Origin of the sequence: Mobilitalea sibirica (assembly GCF_015999265.1) — a bacterium.
Taxonomy (GTDB): Bacteria; Bacillota; Clostridia; order Lachnospirales; family Lachnospiraceae; genus Mobilitalea; species Mobilitalea sibirica.
Genome location: NZ_JAEAGR010000004.1, coordinates 218,011 through 243,536, shown reverse-complemented (window position 1 = coordinate 243,536; position 25,526 = coordinate 218,011). Strand labels below are relative to the sequence as shown.

22 protein-coding genes are annotated in these 25,526 nt (G+C 37.9%); 16 read left to right on the top strand and 6 right to left on the bottom strand.

Translation table 11 applies throughout. The features are described 5' to 3' along the window. Positions 1–63 precede the first annotated feature (63 nt). From I5677_RS06200 to I5677_RS06190, 3 genes are all read left to right on the top strand, one after another. Positions 64–741 carry a potassium channel family protein gene (locus I5677_RS06200; RefSeq protein ID WP_197660711.1) on the top strand — a complete coding sequence of 226 codons (678 nt, stop codon included), beginning with the start codon at positions 64–66 and terminating at the stop codon, positions 739–741. A gap of 148 nt (positions 742–889) precedes the next feature. Then, on the top strand, positions 890–2,188 hold the full coding sequence (locus I5677_RS06195; protein WP_197660710.1) for a TrkH family potassium uptake protein: 1,299 nt from the start codon (positions 890–892) through the stop codon (positions 2,186–2,188). 9 nt (positions 2,189–2,197) lie between these two features. Next, positions 2,198–2,878, top strand: coding sequence for a potassium channel family protein (locus I5677_RS06190; protein ID WP_408632533.1), 681 nt, complete (start codon positions 2,198–2,200; stop codon positions 2,876–2,878). A 312-nt stretch (positions 2,879–3,190) separates the two neighbouring features. Here the strand turns inward: I5677_RS06190 and I5677_RS06185 are convergent, their stop codons facing one another. Together I5677_RS06185 and sigI are read right to left on the bottom strand one after the other, a co-directional pair. After that, the gene (locus I5677_RS06185; protein ID WP_197660708.1) at positions 3,191–4,834 is read right to left on the bottom strand and encodes an anti-sigma-I factor RsgI family protein; all 1,644 of its coding nucleotides are present in this window, start codon (positions 4,832–4,834) and stop codon (positions 3,191–3,193) included. Beyond that, entirely contained in the window at positions 4,831–5,553 is a 723-nt protein-coding gene (gene sigI, locus I5677_RS06180) for an RNA polymerase sigma-I factor (protein ID WP_197660707.1), read from the bottom strand. Before sigI ends, I5677_RS06185 begins: the two co-directional genes overlap by 4 nt. Before the next feature lie 205 nt (positions 5,554–5,758). On the opposite strand from sigI, the gene I5677_RS06175 reads away from it, so the two are divergent. Beyond that, positions 5,759–7,465 carry a collagen-binding domain-containing protein gene (locus tag I5677_RS06175; RefSeq protein WP_197660706.1) on the top strand — a complete coding sequence of 569 codons (1,707 nt, stop codon included), beginning with the start codon at positions 5,759–5,761 and terminating at the stop codon, positions 7,463–7,465. Positions 7,466–7,650: 185 nt separating this feature from the next. After that, positions 7,651–8,208: a DJ-1 family glyoxalase III gene (locus I5677_RS06170; RefSeq protein WP_197660705.1), complete on the top strand. Its 558-nt coding sequence runs from the start codon at positions 7,651–7,653 to the stop codon at positions 8,206–8,208. A gap of 245 nt (positions 8,209–8,453) precedes the next feature. On the opposite strand, the gene I5677_RS06165 is transcribed toward I5677_RS06170, so the two are convergent. Next, entirely contained in the window at positions 8,454–9,788 is a 1,335-nt protein-coding gene (locus tag I5677_RS06165; RefSeq protein WP_197660704.1) for an alanine/glycine:cation symporter family protein, read from the bottom strand. A 180-nt stretch (positions 9,789–9,968) separates the two neighbouring features. On the opposite strand from I5677_RS06165, the gene I5677_RS06160 reads away from it, so the two are divergent. From I5677_RS06160 to yihA, 8 genes are all read left to right on the top strand, one after another. Further along, entirely contained in the window at positions 9,969–11,390 is a 1,422-nt protein-coding gene (locus I5677_RS06160) for an ABC transporter substrate-binding protein (RefSeq protein ID WP_197660703.1), read from the top strand. Positions 11,391–12,065: 675 nt separating this feature from the next. Further along, positions 12,066–12,425 carry a hypothetical protein gene (locus I5677_RS06155; RefSeq protein ID WP_197660702.1) on the top strand — a complete coding sequence of 120 codons (360 nt, stop codon included), beginning with the start codon at positions 12,066–12,068 and terminating at the stop codon, positions 12,423–12,425. A 211-nt stretch (positions 12,426–12,636) separates the two neighbouring features. Next, complete coding sequence (locus I5677_RS06150; RefSeq protein ID WP_197660701.1) at positions 12,637–12,867, top strand: alpha/beta-type small acid-soluble spore protein; 231 nt, start codon at positions 12,637–12,639, stop codon at positions 12,865–12,867. A gap of 250 nt (positions 12,868–13,117) precedes the next feature. After that, positions 13,118–14,467 (top strand): phosphoglucosamine mutase, encoded by a 1,350-nt coding sequence (gene glmM / locus I5677_RS06145; RefSeq protein ID WP_197660700.1) that lies wholly within the window; start codon positions 13,118–13,120, stop codon positions 14,465–14,467. Positions 14,468–14,719: 252 nt separating this feature from the next. Beyond that, positions 14,720–16,006, top strand: coding sequence for a trigger factor (gene tig / locus I5677_RS06140; protein ID WP_197660699.1), 1,287 nt, complete (start codon positions 14,720–14,722; stop codon positions 16,004–16,006). A gap of 86 nt (positions 16,007–16,092) precedes the next feature. Continuing rightward, positions 16,093–16,674 (top strand): ATP-dependent Clp endopeptidase proteolytic subunit ClpP, encoded by a 582-nt coding sequence (clpP, locus tag I5677_RS06135; RefSeq protein ID WP_197660698.1) that lies wholly within the window; start codon positions 16,093–16,095, stop codon positions 16,672–16,674. Between the two features lie 81 nt (positions 16,675–16,755). Next, positions 16,756–18,051, top strand: a complete 1,296-nt coding sequence (gene clpX, locus I5677_RS06130) for an ATP-dependent Clp protease ATP-binding subunit ClpX (protein WP_197660697.1) — start codon at positions 16,756–16,758, stop codon at positions 18,049–18,051. Between the two features lie 388 nt (positions 18,052–18,439). Next, complete coding sequence (gene yihA, locus I5677_RS06125; RefSeq protein ID WP_197660696.1) at positions 18,440–19,054, top strand: ribosome biogenesis GTP-binding protein YihA/YsxC; 615 nt, start codon at positions 18,440–18,442, stop codon at positions 19,052–19,054. A 156-nt stretch (positions 19,055–19,210) separates the two neighbouring features. Here yihA and I5677_RS06120 read toward each other — a convergent pair whose 3' ends face one another. The 3 genes from I5677_RS06120 to I5677_RS06110 form a co-directional block, all read right to left on the bottom strand. Continuing rightward, the gene (locus I5677_RS06120; RefSeq protein ID WP_197660695.1) at positions 19,211–19,744 is read right to left on the bottom strand and encodes a DUF4364 family protein; all 534 of its coding nucleotides are present in this window, start codon (positions 19,742–19,744) and stop codon (positions 19,211–19,213) included. Between the two features lie 124 nt (positions 19,745–19,868). Further along, positions 19,869–20,831, bottom strand: coding sequence for a TIGR01212 family radical SAM protein (locus tag I5677_RS06115; RefSeq protein WP_197660694.1), 963 nt, complete (start codon positions 20,829–20,831; stop codon positions 19,869–19,871). Positions 20,832–20,860: 29 nt separating this feature from the next. Beyond that, positions 20,861–22,018, bottom strand: coding sequence for an NAD(P)-dependent malic enzyme (locus I5677_RS06110; protein ID WP_197660693.1), 1,158 nt, complete (start codon positions 22,016–22,018; stop codon positions 20,861–20,863). 290 nt (positions 22,019–22,308) lie between these two features. Here I5677_RS06110 and rho point away from each other — a divergent pair, with 290 nt between their 5' ends. The 3 genes from rho to I5677_RS06095 all read left to right on the top strand — a co-directional run bounded on the left by rho (position 22,309) and on the right by I5677_RS06095 (position 25,504). After that, positions 22,309–23,784 carry a transcription termination factor Rho gene (gene rho, locus I5677_RS06105; protein ID WP_197660692.1) on the top strand — a complete coding sequence of 492 codons (1,476 nt, stop codon included), beginning with the start codon at positions 22,309–22,311 and terminating at the stop codon, positions 23,782–23,784. Between the two features lie 106 nt (positions 23,785–23,890). Continuing rightward, on the top strand, positions 23,891–24,094 hold the full coding sequence (gene rpmE / locus I5677_RS06100) for a 50S ribosomal protein L31 (protein WP_197660691.1): 204 nt from the start codon (positions 23,891–23,893) through the stop codon (positions 24,092–24,094). Positions 24,095–24,223: 129 nt separating this feature from the next. After that, positions 24,224–25,504, top strand: coding sequence for a DUF1385 domain-containing protein (locus I5677_RS06095; RefSeq protein WP_197660690.1), 1,281 nt, complete (start codon positions 24,224–24,226; stop codon positions 25,502–25,504). Positions 25,505–25,526 lie beyond the last annotated feature (22 nt).

Here is a 25,526-nt window from a genome sequence, read left to right as displayed (position 1 = left end):
AAAATCACATATTAAGAGAAGAAAATCCCTTATCAAAGATTGATAAAGCTTAGGAGGATAATTATGATACATCATAAATCAATTATCGAATTTGGAATTATTGGTTTAGGCCGATTTGGTTATGCACTTTCAAAAAAACTGACTGAGTTGGGAAAAGAGATAATGGCTATTGATACCATTGAAAATAGAGTAAAGAAAGTAAGAAATCTCACGGAAAATGCGTTTTTAGTGGGAGCACTGGATAAAGAAACCTTATTAGATTGTGGTATCCAAAACTGTGCCACAGTTGTTATATGTATTGGTGACAGCATTGATCTGAGTGTTTTAACTACTCTAAATGTGGTAAGTATGGAAGTTCCAAGAGTGATAGCAAGAGCTATGAGCTATGAGCAGGGACTGGTTCTCGAAAAAATTGGAGCAGAGGTAATCTCTCCGGAAAATGATATGGCGGTACGTTTGGCTAACAGGTTAGTTAATTCAAGTATTTTAGAGACAATTGAATTAAGAGGTGATATTACCGTAGCTGAAATAAAATTGACTTTAAAAGTATCAGGGTTAACGGTTCAGGAATTGAATTTAAGACAGAAATATTATCTTAATATTATTGCATTGGAGCATAAAGGCGAAACGATTACGGAGATAGGTCCGGATTGTGTTCTTTATGAAGATGATATTCTTGTAGTAGTGGGTAAAAGGGAAAATATTAATATGTTAGAGATTCATTTAGCAGGACAAAAGTAAGGTAATTACTATAAGTGAAAGAATTGTCAGAATAATGAAGGATATTTTTTAATGAAACTCTAATGTTATAAGACTTGCATCATTATAATATCTATGTTACAATCCAGACAATTTGAATAAAACGATGAGACAAAGAACAGGTGAAAATATGCAGATAATTAAGAGAATCAGCCCGGCAAGATTTCTTGTTATTGGCTTTGCATTTATAATCTTATTAGGTACAGCTTTACTTATGCTTCCGATTTCCACCAATGAGGGGGTATGGCTATCCCCTTTGGATGCGCTATTTACGGCCACCAGTGCGGTTTGTGTAACCGGATTAGTGGTGTTTGATACAGCGAATACATTCAATGTGTTTGGAAGAACTATTATAGCATTACTAATACAAATTGGTGGTTTGGGAATATCCTCCGTCGGAGTTGGTTTTATTATATTGGCAGGAAAGAAAGTAACATTTCGAGAACGTAAGGTCGTTAAAGAAGCTTTAAACTTAGATTCCATGAAAGGAATTGTTAGAATTGTTAAGTCAGTGTTTCTTATGACGCTATTATTTGAAGGAATAGGTGCTATTATTAATTTCTTTGTATTTATCAAGGACTATCCTCCACTGAAAGCTGTCGGTGTTAGTGTATTTCATTCCATATCGGCTTTTAATAACGCGGGTTTTGACGTGTTTGGTAATTTTAGCAGTTTAACGGGCTATCAAGATAACGTATTATTAAATCTGAATACCAGTGGACTGATAATATTTGGTGGACTTGGTTTCTTTGTATTGATGGATATTATTGAAAAAAGGTCATTTAGAAGATTAACCTTACACTCCAAAATTGTATTGTTTATGACAAGTTTATTGATTTTTAGTGGCATGATGTTATTTAAAGTAACTGAAAAAATCTCGTGGCTGGGTGCCTTTTTTCAAAGTGTTACTACTAGAACAGCCGGTTTTAATACCTATTCGATTAGTATAGATGATTTTTCAAAAGCGGGTTTGTTTATTATTATGGTCTTGATGTTTATTGGTGCTTCCCCCGGTTCTACGGGAGGTGGTATTAAAACAACCACAGCCTTTACTTTATTTAAAAGTGCTTATAGTATGTCGACTAACAAACATTGTATGGCATTTAAAAGGCGAATACCAAATGACATCGTGATGAAGGCCTTCGTGATTACGTTTTTATCGATGAGTTTAATTATCTTCGATACTATTATTATTAGTATATTTGAGCCACACTTTACTTTTAATCAAATTTTGTTCGAAGTAATATCTGCATTTGCGACGGTTGGTCTTTCAACCGGGATTACACCGGAGTTAAGTGCGGTGAGTAGAGTTATTATTATAATAACCATGTTTACCGGCCGTTTGGGACCCCTTACCATGGCATCCATATGGTACAATAAGCCCGAATCAAACATAAGTTATTCCGAAGAAAATATTACAATTGGATAGGAGGATACAATTGTGTTAAATCATAAACCAAGTATTGAATTTGGAGTGATAGGACTAGGACGTTTTGGTACTGCTTTGGCTATATCACTGGCGGAGGCTAAGAAAGAAGTTCTGGTATTAGACAGTAACGAAAGTAAGATAAAAAATATAAGAAGCTATACGGATAACGCATTTGTTGTAAATGATCTTTCAAAAGAAACTTTGGAAGAAGCAGGGGTACAAAATTGTGGTACGGTTATCGTATGTATTGGTGAAAAAATTGATATTAGTATTCTAACAACTCTCAATGTAATCAGCTTAGGTGTTCCAAGGGTGATTGCTAAAGCACTCAGTAAGGAACAGGGTAAAGTGTTAGAGAAAATTGGAGCGGAAGTCATATATCCGGAACATGATATGGCACTTCGTTTAGCCAGACGCCTGATTTCCTCCCGTGTTATGGATTATATCTCATTAAATGACGGGATTACTATATCGGAGCTTAAGCTGACTTCAAAAATAGCAGGCCAGACGGTATTGCAGGCAAGTCTTCGAAAAAGATTTAAGTTAAATATCATTGCGGTAGAACATAATCATAAAACAACAACGGATATTACGCCTGAATTGGTGTTGTATGAAAACGATGTGATGGTAGTGGTGGGAAAAAGAGATCATATACAAAAATTTGAAAACTATCTCATGAACGGTAAGTAGAAACCGGAATAACATAGATTGTATAATCTAATTCTCACTAGAAGATGGTATTTATTACCAGAGTCATAAACTGTTTTACACTTCCTAAAATATTCCATAAAGAGGATATGATATAAGATAGATATGTTTATTTTTGGTAGTGTAGAGAAATAGAACTAAGAGCCACCGTGGAAATGCTATATTGACATTCTGGCGGTGGCTCTTAGTATTTGGGGGATTATCTATATATAATTAAGTAACTGGCTAAATATAAGTTATATATACTGATGTTTAAAGTCTTATAGGTCGTTTTAACAGCTAGAATACATTTAATTAATTACGACGGCCGTTTCCGTTACCGTTGGAGGCATTACCTCTGTTACCATTATCCTCTTCGCCATCATGGGCTTCATCGATAATCATGGGGTTGTTCTCATTGTCATTTTCTACAGAGTTCTCATTAGCATCTTCGTCATTATCATTCTCGAGAGCCTCTGTAGCTCTTTCAGTAGCCTTTTCAGCCTCATCTTTGGCTCTTTCGGCATTTCTTTCAGCCTCATCCTTGGCTCTCTCAGCAGCCTTTTCAGCCTCATCCTTGGCTCTCTCAGCAGCCCTTTCAGCCTCATCCTTGGCTCTCTCAGCAGCCTTTTCGGCCTCATCCTTGGCTCTTTCGGCATTTCTTTCAGCCTCATCCTTGGCTCTCTCAGCAGCCTTTTCGGCCTCATCCTTGACCTTTTCGGTAGCTCTTTTGGTCTTATTCGTAGCCTTTTCAGCCTCATTCTTGGCTCTTTCAGCAGCTCTTTCAGCCTCATCCTTGGCTCTTTCGGCAGCTCTTTCAGCCTCATTCTTGGCTCTTTCAGCAGCTCTTTCAGCCTCTTCTTTGGCTAATTCAGCATTTTTTTCAGCATCATTCTTGGCTCTTTCAGCATTTCTTTCAGCTTCTGCTCTTGCAGACCCTGATAAACCTTTTGCTTCTTCCTTGGCTTGCTCAAAGATACGTTTAGCCTCTTCCTTAGCCAGTTCGGCATTTCTCTTTGCTTCTTCTTTGGCTAATTCAGCATTCCTTTTTGCTTCCTCTTTAGCCAGTTCAGCGTTTCTTTTTACTTCTTCTTTGATAAGGTCTACCGCTGCTTCTTCTTCCTCTTTTATAAGTTGAACATTATCTTCAGTTGTTTCTACAGTTTGATCATCCTCTTCGCTTTCCTTTACGAGCGTATCTTCTATAGTAGAATTTGTAGTTGATGATAATAATATGTTATCCTTAGTGGCTTTCATGATATCCTTAACAGGTTTATTCAACCACTCTTCCAAGTTAACACTATCAGGGTCGGAAGATGATTCCTTTAACTTCTCAACTAAGTTAAGTTTACCAGGTGTTACGCCTAATGCTCTGGCTTGTTCTACTCTTTCTAAGCCAACGCTTAAAGCTTCAACGATAACTTCGTCACCATTTTCTTCAACCTCATGTTCTATATCCGATAGCAATTCCTGAGCAAGTTCTTCAGCCTTCTCTGAGTCTTTGCCTGAGGTCGTTATTACAATACCGCCTTCGGTATTCTCATTAAAGTAACCTTGTTCAGATATTTGATCTACAGTTTTAAGTAAAGCTTCTTGGATCGATTTATTTGTTAAGTCCTTCAAGTTGATTTCCTGAAGTATCTCTTCACCGTCATCATTAACTGCTTTCACACGAAGGACCATATCAAAGCGGTTTACTGTATACTCAATAGAAGGATTAACATCAAGACTTACATAGGAGTAGGGGCTTGCATATGCCCAGGTACCAACTCCCAATAGCAGTAATGCAGCTGTAGATGCTACAAAGGCTGCAACTTTTTTTGAAAATTTATTCATTGGATTGCTAATGTGAATCACCTGTCCTATCTCATAATTGTTGTTTTTGACTTTTTCAACACATCCATTATCAGAAAGGACAACAGCAATATTCTCTTTTATTTCAACTATAACAGCTTTCATTCTATACCATTCTCCTCTCTAATATAATGCAAGTACTCTGCGAGATATGGATACCCTCCGGAAAGTATTTCTATCGCTGCTATTATATATTTTCGATGTCGTTCTATTATTTTTCGGGGTAGCTTTGCATTTTTCTCAATTATTTTTAATGGTAATTGCTTTGTATCCCGTAATTCATTGATTAACATAGTGTTCTGCAACATATAATTCACAGCTTTGGCGCAGACAGTTTTGGTCTTTTTAGCTTTAGGAGAACAGCTTGTCAGATCATAAAAAGTAAATCCGTATAGGGAAAAGGTTTGATTAATTGCTTCAATTTCATACTTAAGATCTTTTTGTTCTTCTATTGATACCTTTTCAGCCACAGCCAGTTTTAGTGATATATTCTCATCCTCTTCTTCCGGCTCGGTATCAAATACAATGGGATCAACAGATAATTCATGAGTATATTTACTTTGTTTTCGTATATAATCAACTAAACGTCTTTGGATAAGTAGATCGGCAAAACTTAGAAAGCGTCCCTTTTCCAAGTCATAGCTTTCAATGGCCTGTGTAAATGCCAACAATGCAATGGACCACTCATCATCACTTTTTGTTATGTATCGGCGTGTTACTTTAGAGGCGCACTTTAAAATGTAGAACTCATGTTTCGTAATAAGTTCATTAAAGATTATTTGATCATTTTTTGCATCCATGACCAAGGAATCTAATTCTCTCAACTTTTAACACCTCCAAAATCATATAATGTATTAACTGTTTGTCAATTCTATTTTAGCATCTTTTGAACTTTTTTGTAAATATCTAATATATTCATATCCCTTAGCAGTAATAAACTATAAATCCTGCACGATTATTCATCTGGTGAATAAACTGAATTGAGAATATAGGATATGTAGGAATCCGATGTCTTTTCAGGAGGTTAATATGTATAATAACATTAACGGGGAAGCTTATTCATATGCGGGTGTACCTTACGAGGATATCAATTGGTACGATGTCGTTGGACAGCCGTTTGGAATCGCTTCTTATTTCAACGCTATTATATTTGAAGATGCTAATAACATCGTAGATACAAAAGGAGCCATGGCAGTTGGCGGTAATTTTGTCAGTCCCAGGGGGTTAAGTCTTGCTTACGGTAATGAGGGAAACCTGGTAGGAACCGGATATAGTCCGGATTTTGTAAGATTTTTAGTTGGGAAGGATATTGCAATGCAGGGGCCGCTGGTTGTTATAGGTCATGTTGTTGCCGGAGGAGATTTTCGTGCGGCCGGCGGAAGTACTTACATGATAGGTAAAGACGGAACACAAGATCAGATACAGGAATTAATGTCATTATATCAAGCAAATGGAGGAAGTCAGTATTGGAGACCCAGTGACAGAGGAAGCCACTATGCTATATCCAGTTATGATATTCCAAGATATATCCCTGCGTCAAGAATCGGTGCTGATGTACAAGGATTTTTTAGAGATGCAAGAGAAAGTATAGAAGATTACCATGAATGTATTACCGGGCTGGAGCCAACCGGTACCGTTACGGAGCATTACCATGAGTGGATATTGCGTGGAGATGATCCGGTACAGAATGTATTCTTAATTGATGTTAGACCGAATGGAATATTAGATAAGGAAATAAGATTTGAAATACCGGAAGGAAGTCTAGGTATCGTAATCTTTCGTACCGGAAGCCGTGCACATCTGCAATATGGTCTCTGGGGAGAAGAACGATTGGCGAACCGAACACTCTATGTATTTGAAGATGCTGATAATATTCATATGGAGGTACCAGCAGCAATTTGGGGAAGTATTCTGGCTCCTCAGGCAATGTTCCATGCACATCCGACAGGAGGAACCGTATCAGGTAATGCCGCATTACGTTCCTTTGCAGTGAATGCAAGAAGTGGTTTTGAATTTCATTTATATCCTTTTGAAGGCGGAGTAGAATGTGGGGAGGTTTCGCCAACTCCTCCTGAAATACCTGAAGAAGTTCCTGCTCCAATTCCGGCTCCGGAACCAGAGCCGTGTCCGCCATGTCCACCGTGTCCGGAGCCACAACCATGTCCGCCGTGTCCGGAGCAGCAACCATGTCCACCGTGTCCAGAACCAAGACCGTGTCCGCCATGTCCAGAGCCGGAGCCATGTCCGCCATGTCCACCGTGTCCGGAGCCACAACCGTGTCCGCCGTGTCCGGAACCGAGACCGTGTCCTCCATGTCCGGAACAGGAAACACGGGTAGAGTATGTTCCATATCCTATTCGGGTACCGATACCATACCCTAAGACGCGGACTCGAATTGAATATCGAATTTTACCGGTGCCATTACCATGTCCGAAAGAAGAACCTTGCCCGGAATGTTTGATTAAACCGGGGATTATATTTGGATGTATCTGGGGTTGCGGTTGCTGTGGTAGTCATGATTATGAAGTAAAACTTTATAAAATATTTAATGAGAAAAAAACATTGATGTATTGTGAAGTGGTTACCTGTTGCGGCTGTTTTGAATTTGAGGCAGATTATGAGGGGTGCTATTTATTAAAGGTATGTCCGATAGGATGTAGTAAAAAAGGAACAGACTGTAAACCAATTATGACATTAAAAAATATTGGTGTTTCAAGTCTGATGGTTGAGGCATAATTTCATTGTTTATGGAACGGTTCTATTGAATAGATGTGGAAAAATAGGTATAATGAATCGTAGAAAGATAGATGATAGGAACAACCTAGGCTAAAACGAAGGGTTTGAATGCATATGAAATGATGATATGTTTTTTATATACATTCAATATGTTCCCAAAGAACTACAAGAAGAAAGGAGAAGTTATGTCTAAGGTATATGTTTTTTTGGCGGAAGGTTTTGAAGAGATTGAAGCGCTTACGGTTGTTGATTTACTTAGGAGAGCAGCAATTGAAGTCCTAATGGTATCTGTAACAGGTAATAAAGAAGTGACAGGTTCCCATCAGATAACCACAACTGCAGATCTTTTGTTTGAAGAAGTTGAATATGAGAATGCTGATATGCTTGTGTTGCCCGGTGGGATGCCAGGAACTACCAATCTGTTAATGCATGACGGTTTAGGCCGTCTGTTACAAGAGTTTAATTCAAAGGGTAAGTTGTTGGCAGCAATCTGTGCGGCGCCCAAAATATTAGGTACGAAGGGTTTGCTAAACGGAAAGAGTGCAACCTGTTATCCCGGATTTGAGGATAGTTTAATTGGCGCCAAATATTTGGATACAGAAGTAGTTGCTGATGGTAACATTGTAACTAGTAAAGGCTTGGGTACAGCAATTGATTTTTCGCTTTCGCTGATAAAAAGATTAAAAAATGAAGAGGAAGCCCAAAAAATTGCAAAAGCGATTCAATACCGTTACTATACTTAAGATTTCTTTTACAAACGAAGTGGATTTATAACATTAATGTATCATTTAAGAATATAAGGATCCCCACACACATAGTGAAGTTCGTGGTAATTGGTTTCTTTCATAAAGTGTGTTACGGGATCCTATTATTTATACGAAGGCAAAGTGAGAGTGCTCTAAGCTTTCTTAGAAGTACTTGAACGCGCCCGCGAACCCGAGCTGTCTCGCGAAGCGTGACGCTCGTGGCTATGTCTTAACAAAGTCACCTACTTATGAAACGGTCTTTTTTTTAGGTATGGAGTAATCTGTTTACGAAGTAGTAATAAACAGAGCAGGTTTGGAAGAGCCATTAAGGCGTTAACAAAATCAGTTAACTCCCAGACAAGATCAAGAGACATTATGGAACCTACGAATATCATAACAATATAGCATATGCGGTAGGTACTTATGCCTGCTTTTCCGAATAAGTAATCGATTGCTTTTTCACCAAAATAAGACCAACCGATTAGGGTGGCAAAAGCGAAAGCAACTAAGGAAATCCCTAAAATCCGACTGCCAAAGGGCAGGACAGCAAAAGCGGCGGTGGTATATTCTGCATAGGAGTAACCCTCAACTGAGTCAGGGTTTTTCAATAGATTAGTTATAATAACAAGGCCTGTCACTAGGCACATAACAACCGTATCCCAAAAGGTTGCGCTCATGGAAATTAAGGCTTGTCGGGACGGGTGTGATGTCTTTGCTCCCGCAGCTGCAATTGCAGCAGAACCAAGTCCGGCCTCGTTCGTAAATAATCCTCTGGCAATACCATATCTGGCAGCAGATTTTAAAGTAGCTCCGATAAATCCTCCGGTAACGGAAGCAGGAAGCTTGGAGGGAAGAAAAGCCGAGGATAGTATTGTTTTAAATGCGGGAATGATATAAGGAAGATTAATAATTAGTATAATAAAACACCCGAATATATAGAAAAAACCCATGGCAGGAACCAGTTTTGTACAAATCTTCCCTATGGATTTTACTCCACCGACAATAACCAGACCAACTAAGATAGCAACACAGATACCTACCCCATACTCGGGTAGTCCATATTGAGATTTTAAAGTCTCTGTCACAGCTCTTGCCTGTGTAGAACATCCAACTCCAAAGGAAGCAATTAGAGTAAAAAAACAGAATAGTACAGCCAGCCATTTTTTCTTAAGACCGTATTCCAATGCATACATCGGACCTCCTAAAAAACTACCGTCCTCTGTTTTCCTCCGATATAACACACCTAAAAAACACTCTGCATAGGAAGTGGCCATTCCCAGAATACCGGTGAGCCAGCACCAAAGAATAGCACCGGGACCTCCAAGGACAACTGCGGTAGAGATACCTACAATATTACCGGTACCAATGGTAGCAGCCAGGGTTGCGGTTAAAGATCCAAATCCACTTAAATCACCTTCTACACCTTTTTCCGGAGTTACAGATAAACGGATGGCTTTTCCGATATATCTCTGAATACCCTTTAAATGTATAGTAAAATATATATGAACGCCAAATAAAAGTGCGGGCATAGGTATGCTCCAGATAAACTGGTTTATGGATTTTAAAAATGCAAGCATGCTTTTCTCCATAGAATACTTTCTATTATATATATGATAAAGTTATTAGAAGTAGTAGATGATAAATAAGGTATATTTTTTATTGAATTTATATAAAAATTTTGAAACGAAAACTAATTTATATTTCCTTTTTCACAATAATATGATAAAATAATGTTACTATTTAAAAGGAGGTAAGTTATGAAATTAAATTGGAAAAAACTGATTGGATTTTTATTTGCAGTAGCGTTAGTGATGACAACGTTGGCTGCATGCGGAAAAGAATCCGATAATGGGGCGGATCCTGAACCTACTACGGCACCGACAGAGGCAGCAGCACCGGAAGAAGAAGTTGCTACGCCTACGCCGACGGAAGCACCTGTGGATCTAGGGGGAATGGAAGTTGTAATTGGTGACTGGTGGACGGTTGATCCTCCTGCTGCACCGCAGACACAAAGAGAAGAAGACACTCTGGCTTACAGAGAGGAAATTCAGAAAAAACACAATTTTGTATTAAAACGTCAAAACATCGCTTCTTGGATGGAATATCAGGAAGTTGTTGTTACCTCTATTATGGCAGGTGATCCTTTAGCGGATGTATTTGTTATGGACCAGAAATTCATTGCGGCGCCGTTACAACAAGGATTACTTTATCCATTGGATACCCTAGAAAACTTTAACTTTGACGAGGAAAAATGGAATCCTCAGGTAAGAGATATGATGACCTTCGCTGATCATACTTATGGTATGGCTACCGGTAAAATGGAACCAAGACTTGGTGTGTTCTGGAATAAGAGATTATTCGAAGAAGCAGGTTTGGATCCGGAATTACCTTATGATTTACAGGCAAAAGGTGAGTGGACTTGGGAAGCTTTAGAAGAGATCGCTAAACAGACAACCAGAGATATTAATAATGATGGTACTCCCGATGTATATGGTATCTCAAGCTTTTCTAAGGACTTCTTTAGAGGTGCTGTATTCTCCAATGACGCACAATTTATCGGTGTTGATGAGAATGGTAAGTTTTATAATGCAACCGGTGAACCTAACTTCCTAGAAGCCCTCAACTGGGGCTACAGCTTATATGAAAAAGGTTATCACATGCCTCAGCCGGAAGATTCTAACTGGGATTGGTTTATTTCCACTTTTGTAGAAGGTAAAGTTGCAATGCAGTGTGCTGAACAGTATAAAGTTAATACCTGGAGAGATATGGAGGATGATTGGGGCTTTGTAATCTTCCCTAAGGGACCTAAGGGCGAAATGATGACCGTATTCACGGAAAACATTGTAGTAATGCCGGTTAACTTAGAGAAAGAAGAAGCTGAAAAAGTAGCATTTGCATACAATCTGTATACCGAAACTACTCCTGGATACGAAGATGAGGATTGGAAAACTCCTTATTATGCAGTATTTAGGGATGCGAGAGCAGTGGAAGAGACATTACCGTTATTCTATGAGCCAGATCATGGTACAATCTCTTACTTATCCTTAATAGCCGGAATTGATTACGGCGATGTTACTTATGATTTGGATGCAGGAGCTTTAACGGGTGCAGAATCTGTTGAGAAGGTTCAAGGTTTATGGCAGTCATTTATTGATGAAGCAAATGGTGTAGAAGAATAATTAACAATATTTAAATAAATAATTATGATACTAAGCAGGGTATTTTTCCATGTCCGGGTTACAATATATAAAAGGACACAAAAATACCCTGCATTTTTCGTGAAGGCAGAGTGAGCATACTTTTTTATGATTTAAGTGTCAAAACACCTTTGGTGTCAGGATGGCATAGACACCTACGCAAATTCACTTGCAGTAGGAGTCTATGCCATCCTGAAAAGTGCAAAGCACGTGACACTTAAATCATAAAAGAAATCATCAAGGAGAGGACACCTACGCAAATTTATTTGCAGTAGGAGTCTATGCCATCCTGAAAAGTACAAAGCACGTGACACTTAAATCATAAAAAGAAATCATCAAGGAGAGGACACCTACGCAAATTTATTTGCAGTAGGAGTCTATGCCATCCTGAAAAGTGCAAAGCACGTGACACTTAAATCATAAAAGAAATTATTAGAGAAAAAGCGAGCGAGCCCACGACCTTTCGATACGTAGTATCGAAAGGATTAAGGTTATTTCGTCAAAATCCGATAGTTAATTCCCCTTACACTGGCTTATTCTGCTATATTCTGCTATATTTTGCGTTATCATGCAGAAAATATAACGAAAAATTGTTGACAAATGTATTAATATGGAATATATTTACAATATATGTTAGTTTAAAAAGGGGGAATTGAAATGTGCATAGGAGGAAAGGATAATTATAATCAAGATGCAGTATATCCTTTTGATTCCTATATGGATGACTTAAAAGATAGTGGTTGCTATTATTTGCCGCCAGAAATATGTAAGGACATTATTATTACTTCAGGAGTCAGTGGAGTTCAAACACCCTTAGCTATTAAAAAAATCAGAAAGAAGTTAAATAAGGAAGGTGCGATTGAAGAAGACATTCCAGTTTTTCGAATTATTAATAGGGATGTTCTTTCTGCTTATGCAGGTGTATTGGCAGAATCCTTAGTAGCAGCCGCTGAAATCGGTAAAGGGGTTGAGATTATAATAGGATATCCCAAAGCGCTAGTTATTAAAGTTAGCTAGATTAACTTTGCATGTTTTTGTCGTTTTATCTAATCAGTGGTTATAGTAACATTAATTACCATAATAATATCTACCTCTGCTGTTAACAATAAGATTACAGGCAATACAAAAACAGAATCACGTGCGGTGATTTAAAATAAAACCGCTGAACCTACAACAGTTGATTTTGTACTTGGTTGCTTTGATGCTAAAAAACGGAGGTGAAAATATTATGGCAAATAACAATAGTGGATCAAACAGAGCAGAAGTACCTCAAGCTAGAGAAGCTCTTGACCGTTTCAAAATGGAGGTTGCTAATGAACTTGGTGTTCCGTTAAAACAAGGATATAATGGCGACTTAACCAGTAAACAGAATGGTTCTGTTGGTGGAGAAATGGTTAGACGTATGATTAGAAGTTATGAACAATCTATTTCCGGTCAATCCGGTCAATCCGGTCAGTAATTGAATTTAATAAGTAGTTTATAAGGTATTAAAGAGGATCGCCATCGGTTTAAACCGATGGCGATCCTCTTTATGTAAAATTTTTATCTTTCCAAATCAATTTATAATGTGTTAGAATTATTATTATCGTAGAGTGCATTATTGTGCGTTCTTGTAATGAATTACGAAAACACTCAATTGAGAGTGGACCAATGTAATTTGTAAAATACTTTAGCATATACTTTTATATATTGAAGAAAGGACTAATAAAATGGGTAAATATTTTGGAACAGATGGATTCCGTGGAGAAGCTAATGTAAATCTTACGGTAACACATGCGTATAAAGTAGGTAGATTTCTTGGACATTATTATGGAAAGGAACATAAAGCAAATATAGTGATAGGTAAAGACACCAGAAGGTCCAGCTATATGTTTGAATATTCATTGGTGGCAGGACTTACAGCCAGCGGAGCAGATGTTTATCTTCTACATGTTACTCCAACACCAAGCATTTCTTATGTGGTAAGAAGTGAGGGTTTTGATTGTGGTATCATGATATCGGCCAGTCACAATCCCTATTATGATAACGGTATTAAAATTATGAATGGTAATGGATATAAATTGGAGGCAGAGACGGAAGCTTTAATCGAAGAGTACATAGACAGTGAGGTGGATACAATTCCTTTAGCAACAAGGGAAAATATCGGAAAAACCATTGACTATGCCATCGGAAGAAACCGATATATTGGATATTTAATCTCATTGGCAACCAGGTCCTTTCAAGGTAAAAGGGTGGGGCTTGACCTGGCCAACGGAGCTGCTACAACCGTTGCAAAGGGAGTTTTTGATGCCCTGGGTGCGAAAACATATGTAATTAACGGAGAACCAAACGGAATTAATATTAACACTAATTGTGGTTCTACCCATATGAGCGTTTTACAAAAATTCGTAGTAGATAATAAACTGGATGTAGGTTTTGCTTATGACGGAGATGCAGATAGATGTTTGGCAATCGATGAAAAGGGTAATATTATAGATGGAGATTTAATTCTTTATTTATGTGGTGTATATATGAAGAAGCATAATGACCTGGCAAATAATACAGTGGTAACCACAGTTATGTCAAATATGGGACTTTATGAGGCCTTTGAGAAAAAAGGTATCAATTATGAAAAAACAGCAGTCGGAGACAAATATGTGTATGCCAATATGATGGCAAACGGACATTCCATCGGAGGAGAGAGTTCCGGACATATCATTTTCAGTAAGCATGCAACGACAGGAGACGGCATCTTAACCTCACTTAAATTAATGGAAGTTATGTTAGAAAGCAAAGCGAATTTATCAGAGCTTCATAAGGAAGTTACCATATTCCCCCAAAAACTGGTAAATCTAAAAGTTCGGGATAAGCAAGCTGTAAGAGATGACCAAACATTATCGGATATCATAAAAACAGTCGGTGAAGAACTTGGTAAGGACGGCAGGGTTCTTGTTAGAGAAAGTGGTACAGAGGAAGTAATAAGAGTTATGGCAGAGGCAAAATCAGAAAAACTGTGCAAGGAAAGCGTCGATCGTATTGTTGGAGCTTTTAGAGATAGGAATCATCTTAGTGTATCTTAAACATAAACCTGTAGGATCCGCGAAAAAATAAAAATGGTATTTACAGAAATGATATGTTATAATATACTAATGTCAAAATGTCTGTGAAATCCGTAGAAAGACAAACTGTTTATTTTGCTGCTTTTGCATGTTATTATGACTCTATGCTAAAATGACCAGATAATCTGTCGGATCCTAAGGTCTACATTAATGAAATATAATGTACTTCAGATCTTATAAAAGGACAGTACATAATACAAGGAGGAAATTAAAATGAGTTTACAGGTTGAAAAACTGGAAAAGAATATGGCAAAGCTTACAATAGAGGCTTCCGCTGAGGAATTTGAGAAGGCTATGGAAAAAGCGTATCTTAAGAATAGGAGTAAGATTAATGTTCAAGGCTTCCGTAAAGGGAAAGCTCCTCGAGCTATGATTGAGAAGATGTATGGTGCAAGTATTTTTTATGAGGATGCTGCTAATGAGATCATCCCGGATGCTTATGAAAAAGCTGCAATTGAAAGCGGACTTGATATCGTATCCAGACCGGAAATCGATGTAGTCCAGATTGAAAAAGGAAAACCTTTTATTTTTACTGCAGAGGTAGCTGTTAAGCCGGAAGTAAGCTTAGGTAAATATAAAGGAATCAAAGTTGAGAAGAAAGCTATAACTGTGACGGAAGATGAAATCATGGCACAGATTAATAAAGAGCTGGATCAGAACTCCAGAATGGTTACCGTAGATGACAGACCGGTGAAGGACGGAGATATCACAGTCATTGATTTCGAAGGCTTCGTTGACGGGGTTGCTTTTGAAGGAGGGAAAGGCGAGGATTATTCTCTGACCATCGGTTCCCATTCCTTTATCGATAATTTTGAAGAACAGTTAATTGGTAAATCGATCGGTGAAGAAGTAGAAGTAAATGTAACTTTCCCAGAAGAATATCAGGCTAAGGAGTTGGCAGGTAAGCCGGCACTCTTTAAAGTAACGGTTAAAGAGATCAAGGTAAAAGAGCTTCCTGAACTTGATGATGATTTTGCGCAGGATGTATCAGAATTTGATACCCTGGATGAATACAAGGAAAGTATCAAGGCTACAATAATGGAAAATAAAGAGAAGGAAAATAAAACTGCGAAGGAAAATGAAATTGTTGATAAAATCATAGAAGGTTCAACAATGGATATTCCTGAGCCTATGATTAGTGCTCAAGTTAATCAGATGGCAGAAGATTTTGCTCAGAGAATGAAATATCAGGGTCTCACAATCGAACAGTACTTCCAGTTTACCGGTATGGATTCTAAGAAGTTCTTCGAAAGCTTAAGACCGCAGGCTGTGAAAAGAATTCAAAGCAGATTAGTTCTTGAAGCAATTGCTAAGGCTGAGAATATTGAAGTTTCCGAAGAAGATATCGAGAAAGAACTGACACAAATGGCTTCCATGTATAAGATGGAGGCAGATAAGCTAAAAGAACTGATCGGAGAAAAAGAAAAAGAACAAATTAAAGAAGATATCGCTGTTCAAAAGGCAGTGGATTTTGTATTGGCTGAATCAAAAGAGGCATAATGTGAAACTAAAAAACATAGGAACCTTATGTAAAAGAGAACTTAAGATAATTGTCCAAGAATTATAATATAAAGGAGGATATCGAAATGAGTTTAGTACCTTATGTCATAGAGCAAACCAGTCGTGGAGAGAGAAGCTACGATATATATTCCAGATTATTAAAGGATAGAATTATTTTCCTTGGAGAAGAAGTAAATGATGTGACCGCTAACTTAATTGTAGCACAGATGCTGTTTTTAGAAGCAGAGGATCCCGGAAAGGATATTAATTTTTATATTAATTCTCCGGGAGGTTCCGTAACAGCAGGTATGGCAATTTATGATACAATGAACTATATTAAAAGTGATGTTTCCACAATCTGTATCGGCTTAGCAGCAAGTATGGGTGCATTTTTACTTTCCGGTGGAACGAAAGGAAAGAGATTTATTCTTCCGAATGCAGAAGTAATGATTCATCAACCCTCAGGGGGTGCTAAGGGTCAGGCAACAGATATAAAGATTGTTGCAGACAATATTATTAAGATACGAAGAAGATTAAATGAAATATTGGCTAAGAACACAGGAAAACCTCTTAGCGTTATAGAGGTTGACACTGAAAGAGATTTTTATATGAGTGCAGAAGAAGCTCGTGAATATGGTATTGTGGACGGTATATTAACCAGCAGATAATCCCGATTGGTATTCGTGACATGGGAATTACCTCTTAATTTTCATGACATGCACATTAGAGAGAATGAGGTGAGAAGGCTAATGGCAGGAAAAGTAGATGATAGAAAACAGCTTAGATGTTCCTTCTGTAATAAAACACAGGATCAGGTAAGAAAATTGATTGCCGGGCCGGGAGTATATATCTGCGATGAATGCATCGAAATATGCAGTGAAATAATCGAAGAAGAGTTTGACGGAGATCCGGTAATCAATACCGATATCAACCTGTTAAAGCCTGCAGAAATTAAAAGCTTTTTAGACCAGCATGTAGTTGGTCAGGATGAAGCGAAGAAGGTCTTAGCAGTCTCGGTATATAATCATTATAAAAGAGTACTTGCTGATAAGGATCTGGATGTAGAATTACAAAAAAGTAACCTTTTAATGATAGGACCTACGGGTTCGGGTAAGACATATCTTGCTCAGACCTTAGCTAAGTTGTTAAATGTTCCGTTTGCTATTGCAGATGCAACGGCATTAACAGAAGCTGGTTATGTAGGCGAGGATGTGGAAAATATCCTGCTTAAGATCATTCAGGCAGCTGATTTTGATATTGAACGGGCAGAGTATGGTATTATCTACATTGATGAAATTGATAAGATAACAAGAAAATCAGAAAACACCTCCATTACCAGAGATGTATCCGGTGAAGGTGTACAACAGGCATTGTTAAAAATATTGGAGGGTACGGTAGCTTCCGTTCCGCCTCAGGGTGGAAGAAAGCATCCTCATCAGGAATTTATACAGATAGATACTACCAATATCCTGTTTATCTGCGGTGGAGCTTTTGACGGCCTTGAGAAAATTATCGAAGCCCGTACCGGTCAAAAATCAATTGGTTTTAATGCTCAAATCAGCGATAAGAATAAAATTAACATTGGTGAACTGTTTCGACAGGTGATGCCACAGGACTTAATTAAGTTTGGAATGATTCCTGAATTTGTCGGACGTGTACCGGTTTGTGTTGCATTGGATATGCTAGATGAAGAAGCGTTAGTAAGAATTCTTACTGAGCCTAAGAACGCAATTACCAAACAATATAAAAAACTGTTTGAACTGGATGGAGTTGAACTGGTCTTTGAAGAAGCAGCTCTTAATGAGATTGCAAAACAAAGCTTTGAGAGAAAGATTGGTGCCAGAGGACTCCGAGCTATTATGGAATCTGTTATGATGGATTCCATGTATAGCATCCCTTCCGATACGAAGGCTGTCAAATGTATCATAACCAAAGAAGCTGTATTAGGAAGTGAAAAACCCCAGGTGGAAGTTTCGGAAGAGAATATAGCCAGAAAACCAATTACTAAACGATCATCAAAGAAAAGTAAAGACGAAATAGCATAAAAAAGAAACCTAATATGGCTTTCAAGTTATAAAAGTGTGAATATAAGGGGATATTGCATAGAGATAGCTGTTTAACAAATGGCAAAACATTGGTTTCCCATACACACTAAATGGAAAATATGCTCATCGATGGAGCTGCTTCATAAAGTGGAATTTATGATAAGACGGGATGAAGGATTTCCCTTAATGCGCTATTTGGAGAACATATTCCAGCTTTGTTTTGTCTGATACGAACATTTATGTACGAAACAGGCAAATAAAGTTGAGGATGTGTACTCCAACGAGTGTGTGTGGAACCCTATGTTCTGTCTTATCCTATATCTGGAATATTAACAAATGGATCCCTCAATAAAAAAGAAAAAACAAAGCGATAAGAGAGGTAAATGAGATGATTATAAAAAGTGCAAACCTAGAGACAGTATGTGGAATTACCAGTGTATTGCCCGAGAATGACAAACCGGAGATTGCATTTGCCGGAAAATCCAATGTCGGTAAATCATCTTTGATTAATGCTCTTATGAACAGAAAATCCTTGGCCAGAACCTCCTCCCAGCCTGGTAAGACGCAGACTATTAATTTCTATAATATTAATGATGAGCTGTATTTCGTTGACCTTCCGGGATATGGATATGCGAAGGTATCCGTGGCTGTAAAAGAAAAATGGGGTAAAATGATTGAAAAGTATCTTAAGAAATCAACGCAGCTGAAGGTTGTTTTTCTATTAGTGGATATCCGGCATGAACCCTCAGCCAATGATAAAAGCATGTATGACTGGATTTTATATAATGGATTTCAACCTATCATCATTGCAACAAAATTAGATAAAATTAACCGAAGTCAAAGAGACAAGCATATAAAAATGATTAAAGAAGGTCTCTCGGTCGTTCCGGGAACACGTATTTATCCCTTTTCTTCTTTGTCAAAACAGGGAAGAGATGAAATATGGGAATGTATTGAGGAGATATGTGATTTCACTGAGGAAAAACCAATCAAATCAGAATAGAAATTATAAATCAGTAATAGAAGATATTATATAACTAGAATAATAACCAGAACTATATAAAGCAGTAGAGACGGCTAAAAAGCTTAATCGGATAAGACAAAGATGGTCGTGGATAACATAACAGCATATAAAATTACTTGTGGATAAGACAAAATATTATTCGTGATCGGTATAATCCAGTAAGGATGACATTAGGTAGGCATATACATCAGAACTCTTATCCCTCCAGTTATTACAAAGCCTTTCGGCCTCCTCCTCTGTAGGAACAATTAAGGTTAAATCGATGATTGGAGTTTCCCGTTCTATTACACTCATATGAGCCGCAAACTCCCCTTTTTTTACCTGATAAAAGTCAGCAGAGGTGGATACTTCCTCTTGAAGCTCATATTTATTTTCTAACAGATATTTTTCAATATCTTCTTTAATTCCCGAGGATATCATATTATCAAAGAAGAGCAGAGTTTCCATACCGCTTTCGGTAATCCGGTAGAGAGAACTATTACGGATGGTTTTGGCAGATATAAAAGCATCGTCAATTAATTCCGAGATAGCTCTTTGAATATTAAAATAATTTGTATACTCTTTTTCTAGTATAAATGCAGTCAATTGTGCATTCGTTAAAGGGAAGTTTACCCTGCTAAGAATATATAAAATCATCAGTTTATATAGCATAAAGGTGTCAGACTGCATATCATTTCCTCCTCATTATTGTTATTCGTAATAAATAATCATTCTATAATAATCATTTTATAAAATCATTGTATAAAACTTACAACATAAGTCTATCTTACTAAAAGATGAACGTAGCAGAGATCTATTGATGGACAAATCTGCCCTGCCAGGTATCCTTGTTCTTTAATTGTTTTTCAATATTGTTTAAAACATGCTTTTTATTACTGCTCCATAAGGGGGCTAATAATAGTTTTTTAGGACCGTCACCGGTAATTCGATGAATCACTATATCCTTTGGAAGTCTTTCTAAACAGGATATTAAGATATCGATGTATTGCTCCATAGTTAATACATTGGTTATTTTGCCTTGTTCATATAGCCGGCCCAGATCCGTTCCTTTTAATATGTGCAACAATTGCAACTTTACTCCCTGTATTGGGAGACTACCTAAATATTCCATGGTGTTTAACATATCATGTTTTGTTTCATTTGGCAAGCCTAGTATCGTATGAACAATAATCTCTATGTTTTGTTCATGTAAACGTTTCACTGCAGTTTCAAAAACAGATAACGGGTAGCCTCGTCGGATAAAGTCAGCAGATACCTCGTGTATTGTTTGTAATCCCAGTTCAATCCATATGGGTTTTAATAGGTTTAACTCGCTTAACAAAGAAAGTACATCCTCATTTAAGCAGTCTGGTCTAGTAGCAATGGAGAGAATTACAATGTCCGGATGCATAAGTGCTTCCATAAAAATTTTTCGTAAGTATGAAACTGGCGCATGGGTATTCGTATAAGCTTGAAAATACGCAATATATCGGATGTTGTTATGATTGGTAATCTTAGGAGCTACCAATTGTTTTGCTTGTTCTATCTGGTCGGTTATGGATAAGGAAGGTAAAGCTGCATAATCTCCGGAACCTCCCTCGCTACAGAAGATACAACCTCGGTTATCTATGGTTCCGTCACGATTTGGGCAATTCATGCCACCATTTAAGGATAGTTTATATATTTTTCTGCCATATATTTTCTTAAGCTCATAATCCAGAGAATGATAACGCTTATGATTCCATATTGATTTTTCATTAAAGAATGCATCATTCATTTAGGTTCTCCTGCTTTAAAAATCAGCATTTATTTATTCGGGATGTATTTCAATACCGCATTACTTACCACATCACTGACTCTCGGATCAAAGGGTTGCGGCATTATATTATCTTCACATAAATCTTTGTCTTCTACCAGTCCTGCGATAGCAACGGCAGCAGCCAATTTCATCTCATTTGTAATCCGGCTGGCACGACCCTTTAAGGCTCCTTTGAAAATACCCGGAAATGCAACTACGTTGTTCACCTGGTTTGGAAAATCGGAACGACCGGTAGCTACCACACGGGCGCCGGCCTCTTTTGCAAGGTCAGGCATAATCTCAGGAATTGGATTTGCCATAGCAAAAAGAATGGAGTCCTTATTCATAGAGGCTACCATTTCTTTCGTGAGTATACCCGGAGCAGAAACACCGATAAACATGTCTGCTCCTTTAAGGGCGTCAGCCAGACTGCCCTGCCTCTTATCCGGGTTCGTATTAATAAGCATCTGCTTCTGCATCCAGTTTAAATTTTTGCTATCCTCCTTAAGTATACCGTCTATATCACAGAGAGTAATATCAGTAAAACCATAGGATAATAATAGCCGGGTGATTGCGATCCCAGCAGATCCGGCACCGTTAACTACTACTTTACAAGCTTCTTTTGTTTTATTGACCACCTTTAAGGCATTTATGGCTCCGGCTAAAACCACGATAGCGGTACCGTGTTGATCATCGTGGAATATGGGAATATCTAATAATTCAGTTAAACGTTCTTCTATTTCAAAGCATCTTGGTGCGGAGATATCCTCAAGATTTATGCCACCGAAAGCAGGCGCGATGTTAACTACCGTTTTTATGATTTCCTCGGTATCCTGAGTATCCAGACAGATAGGTACGGCGTTAATTCCGCCGAACTCCTTGAACAAAACAGCCTTTCCTTCCATGACGGGCATAGCGGCATAAGGTCCGATATTACCAAGACCAAGAACCGCACTTCCGTCTGAAACAACGGCGATTGTATTGGATTTTATTGTATACTGATAAGCAGCGGACTTATCCTTAGCAATTACCTTACAAGGTTCAGCAACTCCCGGAGTATAAGCAATGGCTAAATCCTCCCTGGAATTTACTTCACATTTTGAATTTACTTCCAACTTTCCTTTCCATTTCTCATGCATGTATAAAGCCTTTTCGTTTATGTTCATTTTAAGCTCCACCTTATATTCTTATCTAATCATATGTAATGTATCAAACATTATTTCCGGTCCGAAATAATTTTAAAGCTATCATATCACTTAAGAAAATGTAAATCAAGTAGATTCATAAACTACAGTTACTGCAATAAAATTAATCCTTTTCTTTCTGACGGACAAGGTGTATAATGAATGAAAGAACAATTTGGATATTTTAATATTATTCATCCTCACATATATCTATTTCATGTCTAAACGAATTCCGTAAGAGAATCCAATAAGTGGTTAAAGGAGCTGAATAAATGGAAATGCAGTATGACAAAATGACGCTTGCTAATTTAAGGGAGCTTGCTAAAGAAAAGGGTCTTAGAAATATTACTACCTTAAAAAAGAGTGATTTGGTGGCAGCACTAAAGAGTTATGACTCAAATGATAAGACCGAAGAGAAACAGAATACAGAGCAGGTAGAACCGCCAAAGGCGAAAATACAGGCAAGACACACAAGACCAAGACAGGAAAAAGAAGGACAGATACAAGAACAGATACAGGAAGTAACACAACAAGCAGAGCATAGCCATATGGAACAGACTCCTGCATCCAAAGAAGATAGGAGACCACAATCAAGTCACTCTGAAATGGAGCAATTAGACAGTGGTGAGACCAAAGAAGGTATTCTGGAAGTACTGCCGGATGGGTATGGATTTATACGATGTGACAATTATCTTCCCGGTGAAAATGACGTTTATGTTTCTCCGGCACAGATACGAAGGTTTAATCTTAAAACCGGTGATATTGTTGCAGGAAATACCAGAATACGGAACCAGAATGAAAAGTTTAGTGCACTTTTGTATATCAAAGCGGTGAATGGTTTTCATCCCAATGAAGCTCAAAGGCGTAAGAAATTCGAAGATCTTACACCTGTTTTCCCCAATAGTAGAATCCATCTGGAGACACCTGGAGCAGGGGTATCCATGAGAATGGTGGATTTGATTTCACCCATCGGTAAGGGACAGAGAGGAATGATTGTATCCCAACCTAAAACCGGTAAGACGACATTACTAAAACAGATTGCAAAAGCAGTTACCAGAAATCATCCTGATATGAAATTGATTATTCTGTTAATTGATGAGCGTCCGGAAGAAGTTACGGATATCAAAGAATCCATTGAAGGAAAGAATGTGGAGGTTATTTACTCGACCTTTGATGAACTTCCGGATAACCATAAAAGAGTATCGGAAATGGTAATTGAAAGAGCAAAACGTCTTGTAGAGCATAAACAGGATGTTATCATCCTATTAGATAGTATAACGAGACTTGCAAGAGCCTATAACCTGACGGTTCAACCCAGCGGAAGGACCCTTTCCGGCGGCTTAGATCCAGCGGCCCTTCATATGCCAAAGAAGTTTTTTGGTGCAGCACGAAATATGCGGGAGGGCGGAAGTCTGACCATATTGGCAACCGCCTTAGTAGACACCGGCAGCCGAATGGATGATGTGGTTTTCGAAGAGTTTAAGGGAACCGGTAATATGGAATTGGTACTTGATCGGAGCTTATCTGAGAAGCGGATATTTCCTGCAATTGACCTTCCTAGATCCAGTACCAGAAGAGAAGATCTGCTTTTAACGCAGCCGGAACTTGAAGCAACGTTTCTGATGAGAAAGGCACTTGGTGGTATGAAGTCAGAGGAAGCTCTGGAAAGAATTATAGATATGTTTATTCGTACGAAGACAAATACAGAATTTGTTGAGATTATCAAAAAGACTAAAATTGTCTTTTAGGTCTTGCAAAGAAAAGTAACCTATGCTATAATAAAAAAGCTGTTTATTAGATTGGAATAATTATATAAACAATATAGGATACTATTTATTGTAAAGAGGTGAAATTATGAAAGAAGCAATCCAACCCAAGTATTTTCAGGCGAAGGTTGTATGTAACTGTGGAAATGAATTTGTGACCGGTTCAACTAAGGAAGATATTCATGTTGAAATCTGTTCTAAATGTCATTCATTCTATACAGGTCAGCAAAAAGCTGCTGCAGCCCGCGGTGCAATTGAGAAGTTCAACCGCAAATATGGTATGAATAAGTAGAAAACAATAAAGCGCTAAAAACGGGTTGAGGTTCACTTTCCTCAACCTATTTTTAAATAAGATAAAAGTTTAATTCACAGTATAACTCTGCTTTGGGCAGACAAGCAGAAGAAAGGTTCGGGTGCATAGATGAAACCATCTGGTATTGGGGGCGCGGCTGTCATGGAAGGCGTTATGATGAAGAATAAGGATCAGTACGCCATAGCAGTCCGTAAGCCGAATAATGAAATTGTAATTGAAAAGAAAACCCATAAGGATTTTTCAGAAAAAGTGAAACTATTTAAGTTACCTATCTTTCGAGGAATGCTGGCATTTGTGGATTCCCTTGTAATTTCTATGAAAGCTTTAAGCTTCTCTTCCAGCTTTTTAGAGGAAGAAGAGGAACTGGAAGAAGCAAAGAAGAAAGAGAAAAAAGCGGAGAAGAAAAACAAGAAAAAACGTAGATCTGATAAAAAGCTTTCGGATTTGGCGGCTGAGGAGATGTCAGCTACAGACGATACGAAAAGCATAAGTGAAACTGTGCAGAAAGAAAAAAAGGAGCAAGAGGAAGACAGTAATGTATTACTTATGATTGCGGCTGTATTCGTTTCTTTAATTCTCTCAATTTCCTTATTTATGGTACTTCCGGTATTGGTATCTAATTTATTAGCGGGATTTATTACGAGTCATTTTTGGTTATCTCTATTGGAGGGTTTCATTCGTCTGACTATCTTTATAGGCTATATTTTACTAGCCACGAGAATGCCTGAGATTAAAAGGTTATTTATGTATCACGGAGCTGAGCATAAGACAATCAATTGTTTAGAGAATGGTATAGAACTTACAGTGGAGAATGTTAAGTGGCAGTCAAAGTTGCATAAAAGATGCGGTACCAGTTTTATGCTGTTAGTTATGCTAATTAGTGTGGCTGTTTTTATATTCCTTCCTCCTATGGAACTGGTTATGAAAGTTTTGTCCAGAGTATTACTGGTTCCGTTTATTGCCGGGATATCTTATGAGTTTATTCGGTTGGCAGGAAAAAGTGATAATAAGGTTGTTAATATCCTAAGTAAGCCAGGACTTTGGATGCAGGGATTTACAACCAAAGAGCCGGATGATTCCATGATTGAAGTTGCGATCCAATCGGTTGAAACTGTATTTGACTGGAGAAGCTTCTTAGAAACTGCAGCAACGGATGAAAAAGTTGTTGTAAAAGGAAGAAAAACGAAACAGAAACCGTCACCGGCAAGTTTTGAAAAAGTGAGTAAGAAAAGATATGAGAAGATAGATGGCAAGAAACAGGGCCAAATGACAGCGGCAGAGATTAGAATTGCCGGTCCGAAGGATAAAGATGAGGAAGATGATGATATTTTAAGAGCACTCGACAAATATCTGGATGTTGGTGATGATACGCAGGAAATAATCAGATAATTCGCCGTTTGATAAATGAGGT